Source organism: Halobacillus andaensis, from assembly GCF_014636475.1.
Classification (GTDB): domain Bacteria; phylum Bacillota; class Bacilli; order Bacillales; family Halobacillaceae; genus Halobacillus_A; species Halobacillus_A andaensis.
In genome coordinates, this window is sequence record NZ_BMEL01000004.1 from 1 (window position 1) to 24,155 (window position 24,155).

21 protein-coding genes are annotated in these 24,155 nt (G+C 39.0%); 15 read left to right on the plus strand and 6 right to left on the minus strand.

Going from position 1 to position 24,155, the window contains the following annotated elements; translation table 11 throughout:
- Positions 1-802: 802 nt before the first annotated feature.
- From IEV27_RS14745 to IEV27_RS14755, 3 genes are all read left to right on the plus strand, one after another.
- A complete protein-coding gene (locus IEV27_RS14745; protein WP_188378282.1) occupies positions 803-1,126 on the plus strand; it encodes a nucleotidyltransferase family protein in 324 nt (107 codons plus the stop codon).
- Positions 1,102-1,500 (plus strand): HI0074 family nucleotidyltransferase substrate-binding subunit, encoded by a 399-nt coding sequence (locus tag IEV27_RS14750; protein ID WP_188378283.1) that lies wholly within the window; start codon positions 1,102-1,104, stop codon positions 1,498-1,500. Before IEV27_RS14745 ends, IEV27_RS14750 begins: the two co-directional genes overlap by 25 nt.
- Before the next feature lie 296 nt (positions 1,501-1,796).
- Complete coding sequence (locus IEV27_RS14755; RefSeq protein ID WP_342590300.1) at positions 1,797-2,162, plus strand: MFS transporter; 366 nt, start codon at positions 1,797-1,799, stop codon at positions 2,160-2,162.
- Positions 2,163-2,333: 171 nt separating this feature from the next.
- On the opposite strand, the gene IEV27_RS14760 is transcribed toward IEV27_RS14755, so the two are convergent.
- On the minus strand, positions 2,334-3,413 hold the full coding sequence (locus IEV27_RS14760; protein WP_188378285.1) for a hypothetical protein: 1,080 nt from the start codon (positions 3,411-3,413) through the stop codon (positions 2,334-2,336).
- 473 nt (positions 3,414-3,886) lie between these two features.
- Between IEV27_RS14760 and IEV27_RS14765 the strand changes: the two genes are divergently transcribed.
- The 4 genes from IEV27_RS14765 (at position 3,887) to IEV27_RS14780 (ending at position 9,286) form a co-directional block, all read left to right on the plus strand.
- A complete protein-coding gene (locus IEV27_RS14765) occupies positions 3,887-4,648 on the plus strand; it encodes an alpha/beta hydrolase (RefSeq protein WP_188378286.1) in 762 nt (253 codons plus the stop codon).
- Between the two features lie 454 nt (positions 4,649-5,102).
- Positions 5,103-5,849, plus strand: coding sequence for an MBL fold metallo-hydrolase (locus IEV27_RS14770; RefSeq protein WP_229735372.1), 747 nt, complete (start codon positions 5,103-5,105; stop codon positions 5,847-5,849).
- Between the two features lie 380 nt (positions 5,850-6,229).
- Entirely contained in the window at positions 6,230-7,054 is an 825-nt protein-coding gene (locus IEV27_RS14775) for an undecaprenyl-diphosphate phosphatase (RefSeq protein ID WP_188378288.1), read from the plus strand.
- 867 nt (positions 7,055-7,921) lie between these two features.
- Positions 7,922-9,286: an alkaline phosphatase gene (locus tag IEV27_RS14780; protein ID WP_188378289.1), complete on the plus strand. Its 1,365-nt coding sequence runs from the start codon at positions 7,922-7,924 to the stop codon at positions 9,284-9,286.
- A 191-nt stretch (positions 9,287-9,477) separates the two neighbouring features.
- On the opposite strand, the gene IEV27_RS14785 is transcribed toward IEV27_RS14780, so the two are convergent.
- Positions 9,478-9,954, minus strand: coding sequence for a CarD family transcriptional regulator (locus IEV27_RS14785; protein WP_188378290.1), 477 nt, complete (start codon positions 9,952-9,954; stop codon positions 9,478-9,480).
- A gap of 353 nt (positions 9,955-10,307) precedes the next feature.
- On the opposite strand from IEV27_RS14785, the gene IEV27_RS14790 reads away from it, so the two are divergent.
- Together IEV27_RS14790 and IEV27_RS14795 are read left to right on the plus strand one after the other, a co-directional pair.
- Positions 10,308-10,628 (plus strand): hypothetical protein, encoded by a 321-nt coding sequence (locus IEV27_RS14790; protein ID WP_188378291.1) that lies wholly within the window; start codon positions 10,308-10,310, stop codon positions 10,626-10,628.
- Between the two features lie 140 nt (positions 10,629-10,768).
- The gene (locus IEV27_RS14795) at positions 10,769-10,936 is read left to right on the plus strand and encodes a hypothetical protein (RefSeq protein WP_188378292.1); all 168 of its coding nucleotides are present in this window, start codon (positions 10,769-10,771) and stop codon (positions 10,934-10,936) included.
- A 294-nt stretch (positions 10,937-11,230) separates the two neighbouring features.
- Here IEV27_RS14795 and IEV27_RS14800 read toward each other — a convergent pair whose 3' ends face one another.
- Positions 11,231-12,109, minus strand: coding sequence for a DMT family transporter (locus IEV27_RS14800; protein ID WP_188378293.1), 879 nt, complete (start codon positions 12,107-12,109; stop codon positions 11,231-11,233).
- A 1,267-nt stretch (positions 12,110-13,376) separates the two neighbouring features.
- Between IEV27_RS14800 and IEV27_RS14805 the strand changes: the two genes are divergently transcribed.
- From IEV27_RS14805 to IEV27_RS14815, 3 genes are all read left to right on the plus strand, one after another.
- Positions 13,377-13,514, plus strand: coding sequence for a hypothetical protein (locus IEV27_RS14805; protein WP_188378294.1), 138 nt, complete (start codon positions 13,377-13,379; stop codon positions 13,512-13,514).
- 105 nt (positions 13,515-13,619) lie between these two features.
- Positions 13,620-13,757, plus strand: coding sequence for a hypothetical protein (locus tag IEV27_RS14810; RefSeq protein ID WP_188378295.1), 138 nt, complete (start codon positions 13,620-13,622; stop codon positions 13,755-13,757).
- 242 nt (positions 13,758-13,999) lie between these two features.
- Complete coding sequence (locus IEV27_RS14815) at positions 14,000-14,260, plus strand: hypothetical protein (protein ID WP_188378296.1); 261 nt, start codon at positions 14,000-14,002, stop codon at positions 14,258-14,260.
- Between the two features lie 148 nt (positions 14,261-14,408).
- On the opposite strand, the gene IEV27_RS14820 is transcribed toward IEV27_RS14815, so the two are convergent.
- Positions 14,409-14,903, minus strand: a complete 495-nt coding sequence (locus IEV27_RS14820) for a hypothetical protein (protein WP_188378297.1) — start codon at positions 14,901-14,903, stop codon at positions 14,409-14,411.
- Between the two features lie 228 nt (positions 14,904-15,131).
- Between IEV27_RS14820 and IEV27_RS14825 the strand changes: the two genes are divergently transcribed.
- A complete protein-coding gene (locus tag IEV27_RS14825; protein ID WP_188378298.1) occupies positions 15,132-15,296 on the plus strand; it encodes a hypothetical protein in 165 nt (54 codons plus the stop codon).
- 403 nt (positions 15,297-15,699) lie between these two features.
- On the opposite strand, the gene IEV27_RS14830 is transcribed toward IEV27_RS14825, so the two are convergent.
- Positions 15,700-16,437, minus strand: coding sequence for a PHP domain-containing protein (locus IEV27_RS14830; protein WP_188378299.1), 738 nt, complete (start codon positions 16,435-16,437; stop codon positions 15,700-15,702).
- 417 nt (positions 16,438-16,854) lie between these two features.
- Positions 16,855-17,817, minus strand: coding sequence for a LysM peptidoglycan-binding domain-containing protein (locus IEV27_RS14835; protein WP_188378300.1), 963 nt, complete (start codon positions 17,815-17,817; stop codon positions 16,855-16,857).
- 416 nt (positions 17,818-18,233) lie between these two features.
- On the opposite strand from IEV27_RS14835, the gene IEV27_RS14840 reads away from it, so the two are divergent.
- Together IEV27_RS14840 and IEV27_RS14845 are read left to right on the plus strand one after the other, a co-directional pair.
- Positions 18,234-23,783, plus strand: coding sequence for a DNRLRE domain-containing protein (locus tag IEV27_RS14840; protein ID WP_229735373.1), 5,550 nt, complete (start codon positions 18,234-18,236; stop codon positions 23,781-23,783).
- Positions 23,777-23,959 carry a hypothetical protein gene (locus IEV27_RS14845; RefSeq protein ID WP_188378302.1) on the plus strand — a complete coding sequence of 61 codons (183 nt, stop codon included), beginning with the start codon at positions 23,777-23,779 and terminating at the stop codon, positions 23,957-23,959. The genes IEV27_RS14840 and IEV27_RS14845 overlap by 7 nt, the downstream gene beginning before the upstream one ends.
- The last annotated feature ends 196 nt before the right edge of the window (positions 23,960-24,155 follow it).

Here is a 24,155-nt window from a genome sequence, read left to right on the forward strand (position 1 = left end):
CATGGACTATGGCCTTCCCAAAAAATATATGGAGCTAAAAGTAGTTTATATAATATCGCCAAAGGAGAAACCATTGAACAGGTTGAAAAGAAGAAAAAATCTAAAATTTAGTAAGCGAATGATTACTTCTTTACTTTAATCGTTCAGTCATCAGCCATCGATCGTTGCAGCGTAAAAGTGTTATCCTCCCTTTGCTGGTCATTCATAATGGACTTTTCCATTCGTTCGCTTCTTTCCACAACTCTTTAAGCATGTCAATATGTGCTGGCAGCATTAATGAAGGCCAATTATGAGTTCCACGCTTATGAATACAACCCACGAGTGTTCCTCTTAATAATAGGAACGTTTGTTCACCAGTCTGTATTTTTGCAATCAATTTATTATCAAATAAAATCGAAGTAGTAACCTTTGTGTAATAGATTAATAACCTTTTGATGTCCTTTGTTATGATCAGTTACTGCTTATTTAGTAGTTCAATATTGGGATTTATATAGTTTCAAGTCTTCTAGAAAAGGGCAGGATAATTGAAGAATTGATTTCAAGATAATGGAAGTGCTCAATACGTGGGGAATATCGTCATTAATTAGTAAGAAAAGCAGAGTTGATGCTTATTCGAAATACCTATGTGTTCAAAAAGGTTCTAATATAAATTGTTATTAAAGTAACGGGGGCTTATCTACAATATAATGCCAGCCACAAGTAGGTGTAAATCGAATTTTTACTTAAGGAAAGCGGAGAAAGAAAATCCATCAAAGAGAAGATATACATATGCTATAATGGGAAAAAAAGAGGAAGGGATATTATGGGATGTCCTGCAGAGTTACGAGAGAGAATATTAGAACAATTAAAATCGATTTTGAATGAACAACTCGTCAAGGAAAAAGCGCGTGTTTACTTATTTGGCTCTTGGGCCCGACAGGAAGAAAAGCATAGTTCGGATATCGACATTGCTATCGAATCCCTCTCCCCGATCTCTCCTTTTAAATGGAATAAACTGATCGAGCAAATCGAAGAGTCTACCATTCCTTACAAGGTAGATGTGGTGGATTTACATGATGCCAATGAAGATCTAGTCCAACAAGTGAAAGAGGAGGGGATTTTATGGAAAGATTACGCCAACGATTAGAAGCAGCAGAAAAAGCGTTGGTTGCCTTTGAAAAGCTAGCTACCATTAAAAACCCGAATGATGTGGAGCGAGATGCAGCGATTCAACGATTTGAATTCTCTTTCGAGGCCTGTTGGAAAGCGGCGAAGCAATATTTATATGACATAGAAGGGGTCGATACCGGTTCTCCGAAGGGCGTCATTCGCAGTTGCAGGGAGGTCCACTTGTTGGAGGATGAAGAAGCCGTTCTGGCTTTGGAAATGGTAAACGATCGTAATTTGACCGTCCATACTTATAATGAAGAAGTGGCCATTAAAATCTACAAAAACTTGAACCGGTATAATAACCTTCTCCATCAATGGGTTGAAAGGATGAAAGGTAAAGTGATGGAATAATCATTAAAAGTTAAAGCCCCACACGTCTGCAACTACGTCTAGGGCTTTGTTTATATAGAAGTTTGGCTATATGGCGAAGGTCTTTTTTGATTTGTGTACTTTTTATAATCTTTCATTCAACTCTTCCAGATAAGGAGGCGATTATTCAATAAGAATAGTCGTCTTTTGTTTATTCACTCGTAATCCTCAGACATCAAAAAAAGCGGTGTCTGTCCCCTGCTCTTTTAAAAATTTAGCAGAGCGGGGGTCAGGCACTGATATCTACTTTCAACAATCATTGAAAAAACTTGAAAAAAATGCTCTTTACTTCCTTCAGTGTCAGTGGTGTAACTTTATTTTTTGGTCTTAATAGTTTCGCCTGGCTGGCATTGGTTTTGTCAGTACTATACGGTATTAGCGAACAAATCAGGTCGATAACGTTAGAAACGTATCTTCAAAATGAAGCTACCGTTGATGATTTGCCTAAAATTTATGGAGCACAGGGAGCAATAACATCCTTAACGTTTGGACTTTCCTCATTATTGTTAGGTGGAATGGCGGATGTGTTCGGCGTACAGTATGTGTTTCTATTAGCTGGTATCTTATTAGCTATAGCTGCTGTTTACATTGGAGTTGCATGCCAATATTTTCCTATAACCTATACGAATGGTCATGATGCTTAGAAAAATTTCAAAGAAAAGACTGCACTACTCAATTGTGCAGTCTTTTCTTTACGATTCAATTGTCTTTATATTGAGTGTTCCGTTATGATATCGGTACCTGACCCCCCGCTCTGCTAAAGTGGTAACACACTGGGGGTCAGGCGCCGACATTGTTTAGTTCTTAGCTTCATGTTACTGACCTATCAACGGATACGTGTTGCTTTCTTTCAAAGTATCATTCATTATTACAACTTCCCACGCGTGAAAGTCAAGTGCCGCCAATTGAATTGCATTCTCAAGTACAACCCGATCCGCTTCCGTTACGATATCTTCATCCATTGTGTATTGCACCGTAGCAACACCGTTTGTAATGGATGAGTCGACAATTTGTATCCCTTCTACAATGGCTGACGAGTAAAACGCATCGGCATTATCTATTGATCCCATCGCTTCAATTGTCTCTGGGAAAGAGAGCGGCTCATCGTTTTCATTTACCACTTGCTCCTCCAGCTCGCCACCAGGCAGAAACAGCGTTTCCTCTAATCCTTCGTCATAAATCGTATAGTAGCCGCGTGTTAAACCTCTTTCATCTTTAACAGCAGTAGGTTCATCGACTGCTCTCTCAGCTACTGTCATACCCTTTTCATCATAAGGATTTAAGAATGTAATTTCTTCAACTCCATAAAGGTCACTGATCCCATATAACGCGTCAAAGAATAAATTGCTTTGAGCTGAGGTTGCGGATAATTCATTCCCATCTTCATTGAAGTGGATGAATAGATCTGGCCGCTCAAATGATAGATCAGCATACGAACTTAATATATCCTGCTCAGACGGATCATTATTTAAAAGTGAGGTTTCTAAGCGTTCTTCAGGTGACAGTGCTTGATCTTCTTTCTCATCACGGTGTATAGCGTAGGCTGTATAAAACCGACTTTCCTGATCGAATACTTGAGTATCAATAAAATAATTAGAATTCTTTTGAGCCCCGGCATAAACGTCTGTGCTGCTCTCCTCATCATTAGAAGTTTTAGCTTCATCTGAAGAATCCATATTTTCATCGTCTCCCTCATCAGTTGTCCCATCTTCTGCCTCTGAGCTGTTATCGATTTCAACGTTGTCTTCTGTGCTGCTATTATTTTCTGGCGATTCCGCACTTTCATTTTCAGCAGACTCAGAAGTTTGAGGATTTGTCTCTTCCCCTGAGCTTTGACATCCAGCAATAAAAAAAGCAACAGTAATCAACCCTGATATTTTTGTCATTTTTTTCAATTTTAACGCCTCCTATTCCAGATATACCCCCTAAGTAGTTTCTTAAGAGTTAATTTTTGGATATTTATATTTATTTTCCAATATATCGGTACCTGACCCCCGCTCTGCTATAGTGGTAACGCACTGGGGGTCAGGCAATTCCACTGATGATGAATGGCTTGTTGTCAATGCCGTTCATGAAGATGATGTGAATCTTGATCGTTAAGCAGGTATCTATGCTGAAATAGGTACCTGTTTTATTTTGAAGGGTTTTCAATTTTCTTTTCTGTTGCAACTTTTTACTTTGTAAATCGTAATTATTTTTACAGTTGAATAAACAGTCCTTTATCAAGTCACTTTTAAACGAGACAGAATTTGCCTGTGGTACTGTTTTTTAATGTATTTTATGAGCATAAGATCATTAAGTTATATAAGGCGGACTACGGAGATTAGGCGATTGCGAAACTTTTCAGTAGGATTATAGGAGGGGTCCCATGTTAGAAATCCTTCAAGTTCAAATGAAGTCATTTAAAGAAAAAAGAAAAGTGAGGGTCTACCTTCCTCAAAGTTATAATCCATATAACAAAAAACAATATCCCGTGATATATATGCACGATGGCCAGAACGTTTTCAGGGACTCTGATGCGATTGGCGGGGTTTCATTATCCCTTGAAGAATACTTAGATCATAATAAAATTCATGTAATTGTGGTAGGTATTGATCAAAAGCCTGAAGAGAGGATTAATGAATATTGTCCATGGATAAATGGAAACTACAGCGAAGAAGTTTTAGGGTATAAATGCAACTTAGGTGGTAAAGGTGAACAATATATTGACTTTATAACTAAAGAACTTAAGCCATTGATTGATAGTAGGTACAACACTATAAAAGAAAATACATCAATGGTTGGTATATCTTTAGGCGGGCTGATTTCTGTTTATGCAGCATGTAAGTACCCGCATATTTATAAAAGTGTAGTGGGTTTATCTTCAGCATTTTGGCGTAACCAGGAGCAAATAGAAGATTTTATCAGAAGATCTGATCTTTCCTCTATTAGCAGCCTCTACTTAGACTGGGGAGATAAAGAGGTGGAAGACGAAGACATTAGCAGGAAATTTTCTGTTTCGAATGAAAGAGTTGCCACTTTATTAAAAGAAAAGGTAACCAACTTTAAATATTCAGTAATAGTAGACGGTGAACATAATTATACTTCCTTTAAAAACAGGGTTTCTCAAATAATTTCCTGTATCAATTAATACGTTAAGACTAGGAAAAATAGTTTTATCGTGAAATTCAGTCTTTATTAATAGGGAGCTTTATATAAAGCCCTTACATACATGTTCACCAATTAGAAATTTGAATAATTAATCAATCGAAAAAGGATTGAGTTCCTGCCTTCGTTTTGAAATAATTGGAAGTGTGTCCAAGATAAAAATATCATTTGTCCACCATCATTAAATGCTGTAGGAGGGGTTATGAAAAAAATTTACTGATTTTATCCGTCATCGTTAACCTGTTTTATTCAGAAATACATTAGAAGATAACCACCGTACCTATATAAATGTTATACTTTGGAAAATGATGAAGGGGGATGTGCTCGAATTGGAAATTGAATTTCTTGGAACTGGCGGGGCCGTCACTATACCACGACCACTCTGTCATTGTAATGTTTGTTTAGAGGCAAGAAATAAAGGAGTGCCATTTAGTAGAATGGGACCCAGTTTATTTGTCCATGGTCCTAATTTATTGATCGACACACCAGAAGAAATTAACCAGCAAATCAACCGTTCTACTATTAAAGATGTCAATGGAATTATCTATTCTCACTGGCACCCAGACCATGTAATGGGAAGAAGAATTGTTGAATCGTTAAGTGCAGACTGGACGCACCATCCCCCTCAACATAAGAAAATAAACATTTACCTTCCAGAACAAGTAGATATAGATTTCAAAACATTTCTTGGCAGTAGCGACCATTTAAACTTTTTTGAATCACAAGGATTTGCTAATGTTAATCGACTAAAAGATGGCGATAGTTTATTCTTAAATAATACGAAAGTTTTTCCGTTTAGGTTGGCGGAGGATTACGTTTATGCTTTCATGATTGAAAGTGATAGCAAGAAAGTCCTTATTGCTGCTGATGAGTTGAATAATTGGAAGCCGCATAAGGATGTAATAGGTGTGGACCTCGCTATATTACCAGCAGGTATATTTGAATTTCATCCATTAAATGGGGAGAGATTATTACCTGAAAATCATCCTGTTTTTGAAGAGGAAGCAACCTTTAATGAAACATTACAAATTATCCAGACTCTTAAAGCTAAACACGTGATCTTAACACACATTGAGGAACCGAATGGGTTAAATTTTACTGATTATAAAGAGTTAGAAAAGAAGCTGAAAAATTCTGGCTTACGTATAGAATTTGCTTATGACACTCAAATGGTGAAAGTGTAATTTCTTAATCTATCGGGGGCGTTAGCCCATCTAAAATAAAAGCGAGAGTTTACCATACAACAGGTATCGTCATATCTCTCTTATTTTAGGGGCAGTTATTTGGAAAAACCGTTTTAAATTTTGTTCAGCACGTTCAGAAAGGTTAATATATTAATTATAGTAAAGGAAAGGAGAGATTATTGGAGAGCAAGAATATAAAATAGTCAGTCATTCAACTACATCTTCATATTCCACCAAGCATAAGCCTTTTCATATTTCTATTTTTTAATCCAATTGCTTATCTTGTTCTAGTTACGAATGTATTTCTATATACTGTAAAGGCAATAGTACTGTAGATCATGAGATCGGTAGAAAGCATTTGAGTTAGGGAGAAGTGTGTTATGGGAATATGGGAAATGATTGTGGCCATCATATTAGGCTTTGTAGAAGGTCTAACTGAATTTGCTCCAGTTTCTTCTACAGGTCATATGATTATTGTCGATGAATTATGGTTGCGTTCTGGCGAGTTATATAGTGAACCTGTAGCCAATACATTTAAAGTCGTAATTCAGTTAGGATCCATACTTGCTGTGGTGGTTATCTTTAAGGATAAGTTCACTCAAATGCTTCATTTTAAAAAAGGTCATAGGGAACAGTTAGGAAGATTAAAACTCTCCCAAGTTATAGTGGGTATCCTCCCGGCCTGCGTTTTAGGTTTTGTATTTGAAGACTATATTGATACCCATTTATTTTCAGTCAAAACTGTCATCTTCGGTCTTGCTGCGGGGGCCATTCTAATGATTTTTGCAGACCACTTTCAGAAAAATAGACCATTCACAACAATTAGTGTAGATAAGATATCTTATAAACAAGCGTTTGGGATGGGGTTATTTCAGTGTATAGGTCTGTGGCCGGGTTTTTCCAGATCTGGTTCAACGATGTCGGGTGGTGTTTTGCTGGGCATGAGTCACCGAGCATCCGCTGATTTTACCTTTATTATGGCCGTTCCCATCATGTTAGGAGCTAGCAGCCTTTCCTTACTAAAAAATTTACAATACTTCACATTTGATGCGCTGCCGTTTGTTTTAGTAGGCTTTATAAGCGCATTTGTGTTTGCATTAGTGTCTATTCGATTCTTCTTAAAGTTAATAAATCGGATAAAACTTGTTCCTTTTGCCATTTATCGAATCCTCTTAGCCGGAACAATATATTTACTTTATTTTTAGGACTAGGTTAGGACCTTCCTAGCTGCTTATTTCGATTCTATTCATGGAAAAAGTAAGACTTTCTAGGTATAAGAAATGTAAAATTTAAGTCAGCCACCTTGCTGGCTTTTTTATTTGGTAGAAGGATTATTACTAATATAGTGCCTGCCCCCGTCCTGCTATAGCAGTAACCCGGTGCGGGCATCGATACCGTGCTTCCCTTGTAAATAAATATAATCTAAAAAGAAATGGAGACTTTTATGTATCACTGAAATTAAAAAAATAGGAAAATTGGCGGTGTCTCTGATGTTGACGTCATCATCGTAGCATATTCTAACCTTCGGACTGGAGGTCACGCACCGAGGTTATAACGCAAACAGGATGGTTAAAGGACTTCTATATAAAAGGTGACCACCGCCATAAAAAAAGGAATAACAAAGCAGAGAATCGTTATCGTGGAGCTAGAATATCATTTGTCATATCGTATGATCTCACAAATGATGCTCGAAATATGGTGCCTGCCCCTGCTCTGCGAAAACGTTACGCAGTGGGGTCAGGCACTTCTACCCTTCTGCATTTTATTATACGCAGGAGGATTTTTTTGCTTTTAATGACAACTTTTTAACAAATAGACTTTTCGCCCACATCGATGATCAGCCCCCTTCTTATGACATAGACAATTAACTTTCATTCCCTTTCTTGCTATCTATTGACTTATATTAAAACACTACTTTTGTAAAAGTTTTTTACTTCCATTTTTTGTAGTCTATTAGGTCTGGTGAATAATTTACAATGTTTAAAATAGTCTTAACTTTTCCTTAAAACTACCTAGTCAAGTCTGTGTTACACTTTTTTTGAAATCACAAAAATTGGGAGGAGAGAGTACATATGTTAAAAAAGTTAAGTGTGATTACAATTAGTGCAGGTTTGATTTTTGGTGCAGGAGGGGGATACGTACAGCAGGTTGATGCCCAAAAGCCGGATGGGGCTGATAAAGGAAAGCCTGACCATGCAGGTAACCAAAAAGTTGAAAATGTTATTTACATGATTCCTGATGGTTTTAATGCAGACTATGCGACTAACTACCGCTGGTACAAAGGAGAAGATGCTGTTTGGGATGAGCATTTAAAAGGGCTGCATCGAACGGATTCTGAGGATTCTAGAGTAACGGACTCCGCGGCTGCCGGAACTGCGATGGCTTCAGGTGTAAAAACGAACAATGGTTCGGTAGGGTTAGATGAAGAAGGAAATGAAGTAGAAACGATCCTTGAATCCTCTAGTGAGAAAGGAAAATCTACTGGTCTAGTAGCCACATCAACGATTACTCATGCCACACCGGCTGTATTTGCCTCCCACGTGGAATCACGTGATAATGAGCCTGAGATTGCCAGGCAAATGCTCGCTAACGAGGTAGATGTGATGCTGGGTGGAGGTAAAGATTTCTTCCTGCCGGAGTCTGATGGGGGAGAACAAGATGAGAATCTATTAGAGCAAGCGGAAGAAGCAGGATATACAAATGTGGAAACTCGTGATGACTTAATGGAAGCTGATGATATTGATGTAGAAGAAGGAGAGAAACTGCTTGGTTTATTTGCAGATGGTCCTTTAACTCCTGAAATGGAGCGTGAAGGTACAGAACAGCCTAGTCTATCAGACATGACGGAACGTTCGATTGATGTTCTTGAGCAGGACAAAGATGGATTTTTCTTAATGGTTGAAGGCAGCCAAATTGACTGGGCTGGGCATGATAACGATCCAACCTGGGCAATGAAAGATACAGAAGCTTTTGAACAAGCTGTAGAAAAAGCTATTGAATTTGCTGAAGAAGATGGAAATACGCTTGTCGTTGTAGCTGGTGACCATGAAACTGGTGGAATGACCGTTGGATCGAATGGTGAGTATGATACGAAGCCGGAGCTCGTCAAAGATGTGACAGCCACTGGTGCAGCGATGGCTGATGAATTAAATGAAGACCGTTCCAACGTGGAAGAAGTAGTAGAGAGCCATACACCATTTGACCTGACAGAAGAAGATGTGGAAGAAATCCAGGAGGCTGAAGATCCAAAAATGGCAATTAACCATTTTGTCAGCGATGAAGCCTTAGTCGGCTGGACGAGCGATGGCCACACTGGTGTAGACATTCCCGTTTATGCCTACGGCCCGCAGTCGGATTCTTTCAGCGGCTTGATTGATAACACAGACCTTCCTAAACTTATGGCAGAAGCCATGAAAGTAAATTTGGGAGACAAATAAGCGAATCTTAATAATGAACAGATTCGGTGAAGAAGTGTAATAGATAGAAGAAGCGGCAGCCATATGACTGCCGCTTCTTCAGTAGGATGAAGATAAAAAATATAACCAACAAAAAGCTGCAGCGATTGTAAATCGCTGCAGCTTTTTAATAAAAGTTATAACACACTCACCTGATTTTTTTAATAGTAACGTTAACTGAAAATTTTTATTTGTTTTTCAGTGATCCCTTTAATTAATTTCAGTTCACTTATCAAAAATTCATGGGTGTTATCAAACATCTTTTTTTCGCTTGTATTTAGCGCTTTCTCTTTCCTCATACGTTTTAGATCACGTACAACTTCAGCACTTTCCTGCATTAGACCCGTTTTAATTTTGTCCGTGTTCACTTTAAATCTTTGTTTCCACGGCAGGTCTTTATCTGATTCTTCATCCTGAAAAATGTGTATGATGTGTTTTAATGCCATTATGTCAGTGATGGGACGTATACTTGAACTCAATATTTTCCCCGTCGGAATCATGACTTGCATATTACTGATTAACATTTTGATAACATAATACTCTTGTTTTTTTCCTGAGATTTCCTTATCTTCTATGGCTTTAATAGTACCTACTCCGTGCATTGGATAAACAATGTTATCGCCAATTTTGAACAAAAAATCCACCTCCATATGTGGTTACCTTATTAAGCTTAACATACATATGGTTTTTAATAAAATTTTATAATAACATATTTCAATATTAACGATCAACTATTTTTTCTTGAAACTAGATTGAATAAACACATTTGGAAGCGTGTCGGGTAAAGTATTTTTCTTTAAGGTCTAAGGGAAAAAGAGGAATTTATTTATTTGGCGGTTTCTCTATTTTCCACTTTATAATCATTGAGGCAGTTATTTTTACTCAGGAAAGTAATTTTATATTTGTGATAATAATGATTGAGTCTGCTTCTTTAATTTGAAATAATTGGTATTAAAATAGAGGGTAGTTTAATTGAAACGAGCAGCAGTTAAGGAGGATAGATATGATGGATTATGTTTGGCTTAATATTGGAAGCTTTGTTCTAGGAATAATAGCTTGGACAACTCCTCTTCTTAGTCTAACGTCAGATAAAAAGAAAAGGAATAAAAAATGGGTTAGGATGTCTTTTATCAGCTTTAGTGCATGCAGTATTTCACTATGTTTTCAGATTTTTTATATTTACCATAAAGTAGTTATTGAGGATTGGTGGGCGTTAATAGATACAATGTATGCTGTTGCGATTGCTTCCGCCACTCTTCTTGTCGTTACTATTATTTTAAATGCGATAACTCTAAATGCATCTCGCGGAATAACTACAGATTAGGTGTTAATCCTTCTATTTCTTGATGAATTTTTTTATCTAAAATTTTGAAAAGGTAAGTAACATTTAAATGAAGCATGTGTTTCCAGCTGCATCTCAGTGTTATTATAAAGGGCAGAAGAAATTTAAAAGGGGGGTTCTAAATGAGTTCTACTAAAATTATGTTACTAGGTATTGCACTAATGCTTGTGGCGTTATACATACCTGAGGCTGTTTTTAGATCAGGCGGTTTTGAGATTTATCTATTAGGTTTAGGCTTTATTGTAGTCATTATCGGCTTATTTAAAGTAGATAAGAAGCAAAATTCATAGGGACCATCATGAAAGTAGAATCTTATCTGACGCAGGATGGTAAGAATGGAGGGAGAAGTGAATGGAAAATAAACATTTCTTGATCATAACTCTAATCTTAGCGGTTCATTGCCTCATTCTAGGTTTCTTAGTTTTTCAAATAAGCATATTAAATGACTTATTAGAAGATATATCCATTACGCTCAAATACATAAATAGAAATGTTTAATAGGCATATGTCGGTACCTGCCCCCCCCGCTCTGCTAAAGCGGTAACGGACTGGGGGTCAGGCACCGATATTTAGATGACTATATTTTATTGAGGATGGGGAGGCTTCTTCACGCTAAGTACGATAACCGTAACTAGAATGAGTACCATTCCAAGAAGTTGAATGAGGGTCAAATGATCCCCGATAAGCAGAAGGCCAAATAATGAAGCTGTTACCGGCTCAACCATAGCGACCATTGAAGCAGTAGTCGGGGCCGTCCACTGAATGCCAATCACATAAAATATAAACGAGATCCCAGCCCCCAGGATCCCCAATAAAAGAAACCAGCCTATGTCGTTTGACGTCACCACACTAGCGGCTTCATCAATATCAGCAATAAGAAAAAGGATGAGACAAAATGAAAAGAACGCGATGGTTAAGGTGGTCTGTGGCTTGCCGATGGAAGAGGCGATTTTAAATCCGAATATAAATAATGCATAGGAAAGACCCGCAGCAAGCCCGGAGGCCACCCCTAGTAAACCCACTGATATCGAATCGGTATTGTAGGCACCTGTTAGCATGATAATTCCCATAAGTACACCCACTATGCATCCCCATTTAAACCAAGTTGAACGTTCTATTCGTAATAAAAAAGAGATGACAAGGACGAACACCGGTGCCGTGTACATTAAAGTAGCGGCAACAGCTACGCTTGAGGCTTGGATCGTGAGAAAATAAAAAGTGAAATTTCCAGCCACACCAACACCAGCCAATAAGGACCAAATGAATAAACGAGTAGAGGAGGTCCAATTTTGTTTAAAGCGTAAAAGAAACCATGCCAAAAAACATACAAAGCCAACAGCCCCTCGATAAAGGGAAATCACAATTGGATCCCAGCCCTTGTTCATTAAAATATCCGCAATTCCCCCACTAACGCCCCAGCATATAGCTGCAAGAATAACTAAGGTTACACCTACCGATCTCATCGTTTGTATGCCTCCTAAAAACAAGTAATGGTACAACTTTTAATAGAAACCTAAAGCGGGCTTAAAATTAAGGGCCAAACCACCCTCTTTACGTTCCTATTCAAACCTATGTTTTTTAGAAGGCATAAATGGTAATTCCTTTACTTTATTCTGTATTCCCTTAAGGGTGTATCTAGTCTTTACTGAAACTTTGATGTATTCCAGAAAACGATATAGTTACTAGCAACTTAATAAATGTGCCGATGGTAAGTGTTAAAAAAGGACTGGGGGTCAGGCGCCGACCTTTGTTTTACCCCTGATATTCCTAAAGTTCTTCCTTATCATCCTTCCAAAATAAAAGTGGATGTGGGAAGCATATGTGGAGGGAAAGATAACTCTTTGACCTTTATAGGTTAAGACAAAGGAAAGACTACTTTTAGTGCTGTAAAGATCAAAATGCATTTGATTTTACAGAAGAAAGTGTAAAGATAAACGAGAACCTTAAGGGCAAATATGGAGAGATAAGAATAAAATTCCAAGATATAAAAATGGGAAAAAGATGAGATTTACTACGAATTTATTACTTATGAAGATAGCGTGTCTAAAGAAGAATTATTCAATGTTGCAGATCATTTTTACTTAACCGAATATCTTTTCGTCCCAAGACTATTAAACGGGCTGGGGCGATGGCTGCATCATTTCAACATTTTTCTTAAGTTATGCATTCACTTTCATGCTGTTTTAAGATATGTTTTGAAAACGTGTCTTCTTTAAATGGGGGCCGAAGTCGATTAAAAGGTAAAGGAATAAACCTAAGTGGAGTGACATATCGTTTTAAAACGGGTTACGTTCTGACAGGAACATAATTTTCATTTGTATGACTTTTTTGAAAAATAGGCTTTACTTTAAGGTGGAGTTCGTATATAATTTTCCAGAGTAAGAAAAAATTATCAGAAAGCGAGGTCGAAACCAATGATGAAAACTTTAACTTTGAATCAAACTGTACAACTAAATCGACCTGCGCTATTTATTAGACCCTAAAATATCTTTCTAAAAATAGGATCATAACAGCCGCAGGTCATGCATATTGTATTCCTGTGGCTTTTTTGCGTCTTCAAACGGAGAGCTTAAAGCAAAGCCACAGAATACCTGTGGCTTTTTTGCGCCTTCATAAACGAAGAGCTTTAAAAGCAGAGCCACAGGACACCTGTGGCTTTTTCTTATGGAATCAAAGAGTAATATTACTCTTTTGATATAAATTTATAATAGTTTAAGGAGGTGACCAATAATGACGATGCATTTCTTTATTTTTACGATTCGCGTGACCCGGCGAAAGAAACAAAATTATTCACCGCTGCCCGGTTACCGACACAGTGCTCATGATCAATGGCTTGACCGAAAAGCAAGTGCCAAAACTATTATTTAAGAAAGGGAGTGTAACGATGACAGAACTATTGAGAATTGAATTTATGAATTGGTTAAATGCGGAGAAGGATTCCGCTTAGTGACAATCACATAGGAGGAATAAACGATGAGAATTAACTTTTTAATTTTTGTGATCTCATTTGAAAAAATGGCGCCGGAAGCTAGAGATCGTTCGGCTAAGCGTGCCCGATTAATCAGTGATCGCATCAACGAAAGAAAAATGAAACACCATCAAATGTATTAAGATGATCTCCGCTTTTTGGAGGAACATAGATAAATCAAAACATCAGAGCTGCCATGACTCTAACTTCTACTAGAGTCTGGCAGCTTAAATTTAAAGTTGGAACAAAACTTGAGTTTTCATATTTTGTTGGGAATTGGAAGGAATTGACGTTTTCTATATCGAAGTGTAACAAAGGAACTTAATATTCTATACATATGAAAAGGAATGAGTGGAATGAAACTTACAGGGAAGGAGAAGTTGATATGAATAAGGTGCTTTTTTTCTTTAGTAATTTACTTGTCATACTAGGAGTTTGTACGTTATTTGTAACCGGCATTTTGAGTAAGATCCTCCCTATGCTGGGGAGGGCTGCTTATCAGGCTGCCGCAGCAGGCAGCTATTCTCAAGAGGACTACATCGTGAACTTCACGACAATTAATATTTTTGCTTTCTTATTAATAGCCATAGGTGCGGTATCAAGTTATTTGATTTATAAACAAGTTTTGGTAGAAACTGAAGTTTGAGAACGAATCGGGGACGTTTGGTAAATAAGCTTACTTACAAGGATGAACTTCCATCACATGCAGGAGTTCTTCCTTGTAAGTAAGCTGAAACTAAACGTTAACAGAGCCATTATGTAAAGCATTCTTTCCTGCATTTCAAATCGGATGGTTAAAGGAATTCTACAAAGAAGGCGACCACCGCCATAAGGAAAGGAACAACAAAGCAGAGTACAACTATTAGTGCCAGTCCTTTACTTTCCTGCACCATATCCCGCCAGGCTCTTTTTGACTTGCTTGGCAGCTTTTTAAACTGTTTTTTTACGTTTATATCAGCAAGCAGCAAGTCATATTTAACCTTTTTAAAGGAAAAAGTCCCTTTTCTTCTGTATCGCTGCGTACCTTTGCTAGTCAAAAAAGCAAGTAATCCAAAAATAGCTGCATTGCCTGAAAATAGAATCCAAGCCCCTTTTAACCCCTTACTATCTATGTACAACATTGCAACCATAAAAGCACTAACTGCACATCCCGTGATGATACTATATACCAATCTCGCTGCAGACAGACGAGTCCCCCTCTTTACTAAAGTTCTTGAAACCTTTAGAGCTAAATAAACAGAAAGAATCAACGCGGATATAAGCAAAACAAAGAAAATAATCTGTGACATAACTTCCTCCATTGAATAAAAAATACTATTTTTCTTGGGGTCCATCTTATCATAAGTGCTATAGAGGAGGTAACAATGATGGGTTTTTCGGTCGGATTGGGAACAGGTCCAGGGGAAAAATCGAAAGGGATGGGTATCGCTTACTTAACGAACGGAGCAGTAGAATAGAAGACTCAATGTTACAGTTTAATTATCTTGCAAAAGTGATATCGGAGGGAGCGGTCAAGAATGTTCAGGAAATGGATTAGACCTATTCTAAGAGCAGTTCCATTAGGAATTGGTATAGCAACAATTGTTTTGGTTATTCAAGGGTCTATAGAAGGAAGCGGCCCAATCACCTTTTTATCAATTGGAATGATTTGCTTAGCCATTTTACATTATGAAGAAAAGTAATAGCTGATATAGATAAGGGGAGAAAAGATGAAAGGATTCACTTGGGGTTTACTGCTTATTTATTTGGCTGTTAATGTTACTTTGCTTTGGATATCAAATTCATCGTATTTATTTTCCCAGTCGGGTGTATCCATTTAATTATTATTCACTGTGTCAGGTTTTTTAATTTATAAACAAGTTAAAGAAAATCGAATTCTGAAGAAACTAGTAGTGTATTCAACTTCCTTTATGGTGTTTTTGCTTATCGTAACAGGTTTAATACATATCGCGGTAACTTCTATGCCATAATTGTTGTTGAGCGGCGGACTTTTGGTTATCGAGTCTTACAAAAAATATGGTGCCTGACCTCCGCTCTGTTAAAACGTTAACGCAGTGGAGGTCAGGCACTTCTACTCATGTTTTATTAAACAGCTTTTTTTCTAAAAAACATGCTTACAAAATTAGCCGCTTTTATCTTAGGGTGTAAGAAAGGTGAAACGTGAACTTTATATTCTTTTTCTAGAATAGCCTTTTTCAACTGATCAATGGTTGTACATTCTGGAATTTCATTAAAGATACATCCGTAGTGAAAACGCTGATCAGCACTACTGCCGCTCACAGCCCCGATTTGAAGGTGAGAAGCTAAAGCTTCCATTTCAGTTTTCATAGTATTCCCATATCTGTATAAGTCTTTTCCGTTAATTTCGAGAGCATCAAACTGTTTTAAGGTTTCCTCTTTATGATGGAGCCAGGGATTGGATTGTCTTAAAGGGTGAGCTGCAATCTTCAATACATGATTATGGTGAATTAATTCCATCAATTCGTCCGCGTGGATCTCATTCTCTTGAAGACTTAGCTTCTTATAAATGAGCTTGATAGTTTCCCGATTAGCAATAATTAAAAAGCTCCCTTTGTCTTTAACATCAACTTGCATGCCAGGAAACACTTTTAGGCCATTTACATCATAATAATCATTTTCATAAGAGAAGTTGTGATCGAGCATGTTATAAAGGTTAGTAAAATTAGGGTGGTTTACATTTTCCGTCAAAGCTAACGCATCTAGTCCATTCAAGCTTGCTTCTTCCATTTTTTTAATAAATTCATCTAGAGTAATGGGTGATTTCCTTGATAGATTTGCGTGGGTATGAAAGTCTATGTGCATTTAGCTCTCTCCTTTGTTTTTACTAAACGAATCATCAGCTCAAGTAAGATCCTAACTATCTATTATTGTAATCAAACATTATTAAGGGAATTAATGTAATATGTTGACTCAATGTAAATTTTTTCTGAGGTATATTAATTTACTGATAAGATCGAGTGGCAGAATAGTAGAAGAAAAATGATAGTAATATGATGCCTGCCCCCTGCTCTGCTAAAGAGTTAAGGGAGTGGGAATCAGGCACTTTTACCGGAATTCGTTTGTGTAGCTATCGATTCTTACAATGAGGGGAGGTAAATATTTTTTGAGTAGAAGGATCTGTGGTAAATCTCTAAAACATAAATCATCCGAACGGATTTCGACGGAATCGTTCGGATGATTTTACTCTATATTCAGTTTTGTTCCAACCCGTTTTGTCGTTTATTCAGGAATCTCTAACTCTTCTCCTACCCATAAAGGATCCTGTGTATCCATATCATTAGCTTCTGCGACGGCTTCAGCAGTCGTTCCATACTCGTTGGCTATCCCCCATAAATAATCGCCTTCTTTTACTGTATGGACTTGAGTGTCATCTCTCGTTTCACTCAGGCCGATTTCAGCCCAATTAAATAGGGAGCCAGGATCTGTTTTTCGGTCCGGTGCATATTCATCATGGCCGACGATGTGATCTCTGTCCCTTTGAACGTCGGGATTGCGCTGTTCGATACCTTCTAACAACTCATCTAATGCTTTATACTGATCTTCCGTGTATCCAATGTCAGAGGAATCTATTGAATGGTACGCTTCCGTGGACATCATGGAGGCCATTTCCTCCTCTGTTCCGACAGCTAATAATTCAATTCCAATCGATCGTTGATTCATATCGTTGTCATACTCGGGAAACCCTGAAAGGCTACCTTCCCCTGCGTGAAAAGCTGCACGGTCTTCATCGACCAGCTGATAGATCTCTCCATCTCGTCCTATCATGTAATGAGCGGAGACGCCGTAATCGACAAAATTGTCATATATATCATTCACACTGTATGGATTCTGCGGTGTCAAAGCGGCGTTTGAAGTGAAGTGAGTCATCACATGAGTGACTTCTTTCGTGCGTTCCTCCGAATGTTCTAATGGAAGCGAAAGATCCATGATCTCTTCTTCCACAGGGATTACCAGTTCTTGCCCGACATAAAGATAATCGGTGGTCTCCATATCATTAGCTTCTGCGATTTCCTCCATGGTTACATCGTACTCTTGCGCGATGACCGATAAGTATTCGCCTTCCTCTACAATATGTATAGTCGTCTGTAGATCTTTTTCCTCAGCTGAAACTGATAATGGCACCGTCATTGCTGCTGTTATGAATAATGAGCAAAAAATGATCCAAAACCTATTTATCTTCATCCACTATTCTCCCTTCTAGTACCTTTTCCCTGTTCACACAAAAAAGCGAACGGGGCCATGGTAACATAGAAAGCGAGCAGAATTGATAGGTCATTCTAATTATTCTAGTTTAAAAGTCAGAAATAATGCTGATTTGCTTATTAAGCTCGAATAAAGCCGATGGAAAAGTTATTCCTGTTGTTAAATCGGTGATATCACGCAAGGAAAAGCAGAGTCTTTAAATAAAGGCTCTTATTTTTATAGCATCTACATCCATATTTTGGTTAAAAAGTAAAACAAATCATTTAGTTGGCAATAGTCAATTTTTATTAATCTTTCTAAACCCTGTTGTTGGGAAAATTTATGGATGTTAGGGTTTCAACTATGTCAAGAAGATGACAAAAAAGTTACAAAAATATTAAAAGGAGGATTTGATGTTGAAGAAATATTTTTCAAAGTCATTAGCCGTAATATTATCTTTTTGTTTAGTTTTTTCTCTGATCGCGCCAAGCATTTCATTGGCTGCACCGGGAAAATCAGAGCGGGGACAAAGCAAGAAGGAAGAAGTGCAGCCTGATCGGGGCGAGCTCCCTGATAAACGGCCAGATGAAAGTATAGAGCTGAAAAATCAGCGGACAGAATTTTCAACTCGTTACTATAACCCGGATGGAAGTTTTACAGAAGAGATTTCCGCAGATCCGATTTACTATGAGACGTCCGGTAAAGATAATAACGGTAAACAATTTAAAGAAATTGATAACAAATTGAAAAATCACCCCAATAAAGATAGCAAGGTTGTAAACGGGGCAAATAAGTTCCAGTCTTCCTTTGGGAAAAGTACAAATGCTGGGAATTTAGTCACCATTGAAGAAGGGGATACGAACCTTTCCTTGACGCCTGTCGATGCGAAGAATGTGAAGGGAAAAACCAATGGGAATAAGATTACATATGAAGATGCCTTTCCTGACGCTGATTTAGTGTATGAAGCGAGAGGCGAGGGTGTCAAAGAAGACATTGTCCTTCACGAACGTCCGGACGATCATAAGTTTCGGTTTGAAGTAAAAACCGGCGGACTTGAAGTGAAGGAAGAAGACGGCACGATTTACTTAGAGAAAAAGAATGGCAAGAAAGCTTGGAAAATGGAGCGTCCATTTATCTCCGATGCGAATGAAAAAGATGCAGATGCGGTTACCTTAGAATTAGTCGAAGAGCAGGGGAAAACGTATGTGGATGTAGTAGTTGATGAAGATTACCTTGATGATCCAGATATCAAGTATCCGCTAACGATTGATCCGACGATATCACACCCTGATGTCATTCAGGATAATTACATATCCAGTGCATTTGAAGATTCCGTTTTTTCTAGTAATTCGTATACATTGAGCGGGCACGATGACTATTATGAGAAAACTCGTTCCTTAACGAAGTTCTTCTTACCGAGTCTTCCGAGCGATAGTAAAATCGAAGAAGCAAACTTCCAACTTTATCAAACCGAACAAAGTACGAATGACTCTACCGTCGATTTATATGGGATCGAAGAGAATTGGAATGATGAAGTGACCTGGGAGGATCGACCTGAAACAGCTGACTCCAAAGAAGATTCCGTAACAAATAATGCCTCTGATGAATACTGGAGCTGGGACATTACAGATCTTACGACGGGCTGGTATAACGGCACTGAAGCGAATAACGGAGTCATGCTGCAGCATGAAGACGAAGAAGAGCTGTACCGTAAATTTAATAGTAAAAGTAATGATGCCAACGGACCGCGCTTAAAGATTAATTATCGTGTGGATCCAATCGGCCAAGAGGATTTCTGGATGCAAACAGATGATCAAGTCAATCCTGCCAACGGAAATCTGATGAGACAGGAAACGGACCTTTCCATACCAGGCAGAGGGCCGGATACGGAAATCACCCGTACCTATAACAGCAGAAAAGCGGATGTTTCGGGGATGTTTGGAAACGGATGGTGGAGTAACCTGGATAAGCGAATTGTGGACGAAGGAGAAGGTCCGATCACTTTTATCGATGAAGACAATACGCGACACATCTTTGGTAACAAAGTCGGCGGTGGATATGAAGCTGCTGGAGGCTTACAGCTGGATTTAGAAAAAGAATCGGACGGTTACACGATCACGAAAAAAGATGGCACAGAGTGGAAATTTAATGAAGACGGCCTTCTGATATATAGTGAAGACACGAACAACAATAAAGCGGAGTATTCGTACAACAGTGACAATGAGTTAACAAAAATTACGGATGCTGCCGGCAGAGAAACAACACTTGATTATGAGGATGGAAATGTTCAAACGATTGAAGATTTTGATGGGAGAACCTTAGATTATAACTACAGCGACGGCGAATTAACTGGTGCTTCAGATTTAGAAGGTCACACGAAGTCGTATGAGTATGGAGAGGATTCACTGCTGCAAAAAGAAACGGATCCGGAAAATCACACGCGCTCCTACTCTTATGAATCTGAACGTCTGATAAAAATCGCCTCTCCTATGACTGTAGACGGTGAAGAGAAAACAAGTGAAACCACTTATGATTACGATCGCGATGAACAAGTAACGTCCGTGACTGATGGAGAAGATCACCGTGTAGATTATACGTATAACGACTATCGTAACGTCGTTCAGGTGAAAGAAAACCCTCTAGATGAAGACAATCAGGCGGTTACCACCTATGAGTATGATGACCAGAACAACCTGACGGAAGTGGTGCAGCCAAACGAAAACGAAGAGGACAGTTCAAAAGCCTATCAATATGAGTATGATGAGAACGGCAATATTACCAATAATGAATTGCCGGAAAGTGAAACGTCAGCTTACCAGTACGATGATCAAAACAACCAGGTTCAAGCAGAGGACTACAATGGAAATGTAAGCTCTCAAGATTACGATGAACAAAATAATCAGACAGAATCTACGGATTCCAATTTGCAATCGGAGGCCACTCGTTACAATGAGACGGGAAGTGTACAATATCAAACCCATCCTCTCGGGGCTGCTGATAACTTAGTGGTCAATAGTAACTTTGAAAAAGAAGACGGAGACAGCAACTGGCCGCAACAGTGGAATCAAGAGGGCGAAGCAGGCTTTTCCTGGAGTGATGAAGCTCGTTTCGGTGAGAAAAGTATTAAAATAGAAGACCCTTCTGAAGACGCTAAAGTTGTGTCTGAGAAGAAACTGGAGATGGACCCTGAAACGGATGTGACAGCCAGTGGCTACGTAAAAACAGAGGATCTCGAAGGGCAGGCACGTCTACATGCGGTTTATTACAATGATGGGGAAGAAGTAGCCACTGAAACCGTCGGCACTGTCCAGGAAACAAAAGATTGGCATCGCGTGCAAGCACCTTTACAGGATGTACCTGAGGATGCCAATGAAATTCAACTGGAAATGGAACTTCAAGAAGGCGAAGGCTCGGCTTACTTTGACGGTCTGCAAGTAGAGAACAGTTCCGTCTCCAGTGCTTACAACCTGATCGAAAACCCGAGCTTTGAACGAGAAGGCGAGGACGAAGGCATTCCTGAAGACTGGAGCACGACAGATAATGTCACCAGCGATGACAAAATGGTTAATGACGATGATTACGTCTACACGGGAGACCAAGCCTTCCGCCTGACGGGGGAAGAGGATGAAGACAAGTATATTAAACAGCGAATCAACGTTTCTGGAGATAAAGACTCCAAGCTTACCCTTTCCGGCTGGTCCATGCAGGAGGGTGCCGACCCTGATGGAGGATACTACAACCTTCAAGTAGCAATTAATTACGAGGATGGGTCAACTGACTGGACAAATGCCAATGACTTTAAACCAGAAAAGGACGGGTGGCAGCACGTCGCGGCAGAATTTGACCCGGAACAAGCCTATGAATCTGTCGATGTGTATTATTACTTTTATGATCAGACGGGCGAAGCTTACTTTGACGGAATCCGTCTAGAAGAAGGCAGCTCACGTACGAATTATTCGTACGATTATGAAGGCTACCAAACGCAAGAAGAAGACCCTTTAGGCAATAAGACGTCTTTTAGTTATGACGAAGTAGGAAACAAAACAAAAGAAACGAAGCCTGAGGGTAATGAAACCGAATATGAGTATGATGAGAAGAACCAGTTGACCAGCGTGATCGATGCGAGAGGAAATGAAACCTCCTACACACATGATGACAATGGCAACCGCACTTCCGTAACGGACGCCAAAGGACATGAATCTACGTACGACTATCATGAAACCGATCAAATTTCGTCCTATACCAACCCTTTGGATCAGGAAACGAAGTTTGAGTATAACTTAAATGGTGAATTAACCGATACCAATCAACCGAATGGGGATCAGGTGACAGAAGCCTACAATGAATTGGACCGAAAAGAATCGATCTCTTATAATGGAGACGAAAAATGGTCCTTTGATTACGATCCATCCGGCAACTTAACGAGTGTCTCCGGTGATACGGAAGAAACGTATGACTATGATTCCAATGACCGTATGACGAGCAAACAGGACGGAAAAGGGAATGAAACCAGCTATAAATACGATAGCAACAGCAACAAAACTTCCCAGAGCGTAGACACGAGCGACAGCAGCTTTACATTAGACTATGACTATAATAAGCTGGACCAATTAGAAACGATCTCCCGTGACGGAGAGCGCCTTGCGGATTTCACTTATGATGAGCGAAGAAACCCGGCGGCGATTGACCGAGGCAACAACAGTCACACCAGCTTATCGTATGATTCCGCCAACCGTCTCAAAGAAATCTCAAACGATGATGGCAATGGTCAAACCATTGGTGCGTATGAATATGAGTACGATCAAAACGGCAACCGTACCAGCGTGGAAACGGATGAGGGCACGATTGAGTATGAATACGATGCACTCGATCAGCTGAAGAAAGAAACCTTAACGGACGGCACCACTATTACGTATGAATACGATGATGCTGGAAACCGTACGGAAAAAACAGAAACTAAAGACGGAGACTCAGAGACGGTCGAATATGCTTATGATGAGGCAAACCAGCTGACAGACAAGGATGGTCAAGCCTTTGATTACGATGAAAATGGCAACCTGTTGGACAATGGGGAGCATCAATTTGTCTACAATGAAGACAACCGCCTGATGGAAGTAAAGGATCAGGATGGTTCTACCATTGCGGAATATGCGTATGATCATGATGGGAAACGGACGAAGAAAGTAACGGATGAAGGCACCATCAACTACCACTATGAAGGTAACAACGTCCAGTATGAGACAAACGAAGACAATGAGGTCATCGCTGAATACACATGGGATGAAAATGATCAGCCTGTCACAATGACGAAGGACGGAGAAACGTATTATTATCATGTCAACGGCCACGGAGATGTGACTTCTCTTACGAATGAAAGCGGAGAAGTGGTCGCAGAGTATGACTACGATTCGTATGGGAATATTCTAGACCAATCCGGAGAAATGGCGGAAGAGAACCCGTATCGTTACGCAGGGTATCAGTATGATGAAGAGACGGATCAATACTATCTGATGGCGAGGTACTATGATGCAGATACAGGGAGGTTTATTACTCGAGATACTTTTCATGGGTTTGCGGATGAATCATTGAGTGTGAACCAATATATTTATACAAAAAACAACCCGGTGATGAATATAGATCCTTCTGGATTCTATACAGTTAGTATAGTAACTGTGAAATGGGCAGGTGCTATATTTAACACCATAATTGGAGCAATTGTTGGCGGCGGTGCTGGAGCTTTTGCGTCTTTCCTCAAGAGAAAGGGTGCAGAAGAAGCGGGAAAAATTTTCACTAAATCAATAAGGTCCAAACTTTCAGCTTGGGGATTAAATGCATTAGGAGCTTCCGTTGGAACTATAGTAACTACCGTTCTAAACGCACTAGATATTGGGACAGCGATCGCAAGAGCGCTAGACAAAACTGATGCAAAGAAAAATAACGGATGGTTGGATGTGAGGTTATGGTAAGAATACTTTCATGTATTGTTGTGCTGCTTGTATACAGTACGCTTATCTCACGATTAATGACAGCATTAGTTGAACAAGGTTTATTTCTTAGAAAAAGTCTTTTATTCGTATTAATTACAGGCATTCTTTTGATTTCAGGGACACTTCTCATTATCGAATTGTTTAAAAGATTGTAACGAGGAACTAATCAATGTAAGCGGTAAGGCTCGTCCATATGGAAATTGCCCATCACTAAAAGAGAAATAGTGATGGGCAGTTTTATCTATTGTCGATCCAGTAAAATGAATATGAAAAGTCCGTTTTGGTCTTCTCCAGCTTCAGGAACTACAACCCAAAACTCACCTGTACTTTGAAGAATCTTCTTAGGATCTC

Excerpts from the sequence above, each read along its gene's own strand:
- IEV27_RS14750 (WP_188378283.1), top strand. The coding sequence starts at position 1,102 with ATGGAAAGATTACGCCAACGATTAGAAGCAGCAGAAAAAGCGTTGGTT.
- IEV27_RS14830 (WP_188378299.1), bottom strand. The coding sequence starts at position 16,437 with ATGCACATAGACTTTCATACCCACGCAAATCTATCAAGGAAATCACCC.
- IEV27_RS14775 (WP_188378288.1), top strand. The coding sequence starts at position 6,230 with ATGGGAATATGGGAAATGATTGTGGCCATCATATTAGGCTTTGTAGAA.
- IEV27_RS14785 (WP_188378290.1), bottom strand. The coding sequence starts at position 9,954 with ATGGAGGTGGATTTTTTGTTCAAAATTGGCGATAACATTGTTTATCCA.
- IEV27_RS14790 (WP_188378291.1), top strand. The coding sequence starts at position 10,308 with ATGATGGATTATGTTTGGCTTAATATTGGAAGCTTTGTTCTAGGAATA.
- IEV27_RS14825 (WP_188378298.1), top strand. The coding sequence starts at position 15,132 with ATGTTCAGGAAATGGATTAGACCTATTCTAAGAGCAGTTCCATTAGGA.
- IEV27_RS14800 (WP_188378293.1), bottom strand. The coding sequence starts at position 12,109 with ATGAGATCGGTAGGTGTAACCTTAGTTATTCTTGCAGCTATATGCTGG.
- IEV27_RS14810 (WP_188378295.1), top strand. The coding sequence starts at position 13,620 with ATGAGAATTAACTTTTTAATTTTTGTGATCTCATTTGAAAAAATGGCG.
- IEV27_RS14815 (WP_188378296.1), top strand. The coding sequence starts at position 14,000 with ATGAATAAGGTGCTTTTTTTCTTTAGTAATTTACTTGTCATACTAGGA.
- IEV27_RS14820 (WP_188378297.1), bottom strand. The coding sequence starts at position 14,903 with ATGTCACAGATTATTTTCTTTGTTTTGCTTATATCCGCGTTGATTCTT.
- IEV27_RS14805 (WP_188378294.1), top strand. The coding sequence starts at position 13,377 with ATGACGATGCATTTCTTTATTTTTACGATTCGCGTGACCCGGCGAAAG.
- IEV27_RS14795 (WP_188378292.1), top strand. The coding sequence starts at position 10,769 with ATGAGTTCTACTAAAATTATGTTACTAGGTATTGCACTAATGCTTGTG.
- IEV27_RS14745 (WP_188378282.1), top strand. The coding sequence starts at position 803 with ATGGGATGTCCTGCAGAGTTACGAGAGAGAATATTAGAACAATTAAAA.
- IEV27_RS14845 (WP_188378302.1), top strand. The coding sequence starts at position 23,777 with ATGGTAAGAATACTTTCATGTATTGTTGTGCTGCTTGTATACAGTACG.
- IEV27_RS14755 (WP_342590300.1), top strand. The coding sequence starts at position 1,797 with ATGCTCTTTACTTCCTTCAGTGTCAGTGGTGTAACTTTATTTTTTGGT.
- IEV27_RS14770 (WP_229735372.1), top strand. The coding sequence starts at position 5,103 with ATGGGACCCAGTTTATTTGTCCATGGTCCTAATTTATTGATCGACACA.
- IEV27_RS14780 (WP_188378289.1), top strand. The coding sequence starts at position 7,922 with ATGTTAAAAAAGTTAAGTGTGATTACAATTAGTGCAGGTTTGATTTTT.
- IEV27_RS14835 (WP_188378300.1), bottom strand. The coding sequence starts at position 17,817 with ATGAAGATAAATAGGTTTTGGATCATTTTTTGCTCATTATTCATAACA.
- IEV27_RS14765 (WP_188378286.1), top strand. The coding sequence starts at position 3,887 with ATGTTAGAAATCCTTCAAGTTCAAATGAAGTCATTTAAAGAAAAAAGA.